The 1,114-nt window shown below is 58.8% G+C and carries 1 pseudogene; it reads left to right on the top strand.

What is annotated here, in order from left to right:
• Window positions 1–14 precede the first annotated feature (14 nt).
• Window positions 15–1,114, top strand: a pseudogene (locus X474_RS23835) (hypothetical protein); the annotation flags it as partial.

The following is a 1,114-nucleotide window of genomic DNA, read 5'->3' on the forward strand; positions in this document are numbered from 1 at the left end:
TTCCCGAGGGTCAATTGGGCCGACTGTCGAAGCAGAAGCGCGAATGTGCGATTGCCGAAGCAGCCGGATTCCCTGCCGGTCCCTCTCTGCGTGAGCGACACTACACGCCACTCTACGGCCCATTCGACGGGCTGGTCGTCGCGGTTGGCAAGCCGGGCAAGGAGGCCGATCCGAACCGCGCCAATCCAAACCTCAATGATATGACCCCAACACTCCTGAGGAATGGACGGGACGAGGGGTTCCGACCGTCCTTCGGCGACGTGTTCTCTGCCCTGCAGGACTACGCAGTGTCCACGGATGGCATGGATCAAGCCTCACTCCACGTGATTGGCGCACTCCTCTTTCGCAATGCATTCATGTTGGACCATGCGGAAACAGGTCATGGGGCCTGGCGCTACCAACCTCCCGAAGAGGCCGTTCTCTTCCTCGAAGGGTTACACCCGATGATCGCCGGGGTTCCCGTACGCGCATTCCTTCATCTGGTTGAGGCCTTAGCCCTGAATGAGGACGTGAAGTACAACCCGCCGGGCAACAAGATTCGCGCCATAGGTCGTCAGAACACACTCCTCACTTGCGTACATGCAACGTCGGTTCTTCTGAACCTCGCGTCATTCGGTGGATTCTTGGACGGGATGTCGCGAGGACGCGGCGTCGCCCCCTTGTCACAGCAGGAAGCGACCCAGACCTTCAAGTTGCTCAGGTGGCGGGGTGCCACGGGTACGGGTGCTTACGAGAGCCTGATTCTTGATTCATTGCGTCCGCATCTGGGGACCGATGTTCGCGCGCTGGCTCGTCTGGCCGGAATTGCAGATCCAAGTCCCAAGAAGAAGGATCGTGTGAGCTATGTGTTCAGGGAGTTCCTCAAGACCCTGATGTCAGAGGAGGAGCTGGACCGACTCCTGGGTTGCTACAACCTGAAGGTAGTCAGGGTCGATGACCGAGGGGCACTGGCCGAGGATGTCTCCTTTCCTAGCTTCAGGGAACAAGAGCTTGTTCTTCAGAACTGGAGCACCTCGCCACTGCGCGACCTGTGGGGACTACCTTTCCTGTTTGTGGTCTTTAGCGTCAGCGATAGCGGCACAGAGAGCATGCTTGGAGCGGTCTTCTGCGCAAT

The organism is Dethiosulfatarculus sandiegensis (genome assembly GCF_000931935.2).
GTDB lineage: Bacteria > Desulfobacterota > Desulfarculia > Desulfarculales > Desulfarculaceae > Dethiosulfatarculus > Dethiosulfatarculus sandiegensis.